The 437-nt window shown below is 72.8% G+C and carries 1 pseudogene; it reads left to right on the plus strand.

The window, feature by feature from the left end:
• Window positions 1-437: pseudogene (locus LPA54_RS39275) on the plus strand (phospho-sugar mutase); the annotation flags it as partial.

Below are 437 nucleotides of genomic sequence, written 5' to 3' on the forward strand. Positions count from 1 at the left end.
GACCCCGACCTGGTCATCGCCAACGACCCGGACGCCGACCGCTGCGCCGCCGCGGTGAAGGACGGCGGCGACTGGCGCATGCTCCGCGGCGACGAGGTCGGCGCACTCCTCGCCGCCCACCTGGTCCGCCGCGGCGTGACCGGCACCTTCGCGGAGTCGATCGTCTCGTCGTCCCTCCTCGGCCGTATCGCGGGGAAGGCGGGCCTCCCCTACGAGGAGACCCTGACCGGCTTCAAGTGGATCGCCCGCGTCGACGGCCTGCGCTACGGCTACGAGGAGGCCCTCGGTTACTGCGTGGACCCGGACGGCGTCCGCGACAAGGACGGCATCACGGCCGCCCTCCTCCTCACGGAACTGGCGTCCGAGCTCAAGGCGGAGCACCGCACGCTCCTCGACCTGCTCGACGACCTCGCCGTGGAGCACGGCCTGCACGCCAC

The organism is Streptomyces sp. DH12, from assembly GCF_020873895.1.
Taxonomy (GTDB): Bacteria; Actinomycetota; Actinomycetes; order Streptomycetales; family Streptomycetaceae; genus Streptomyces.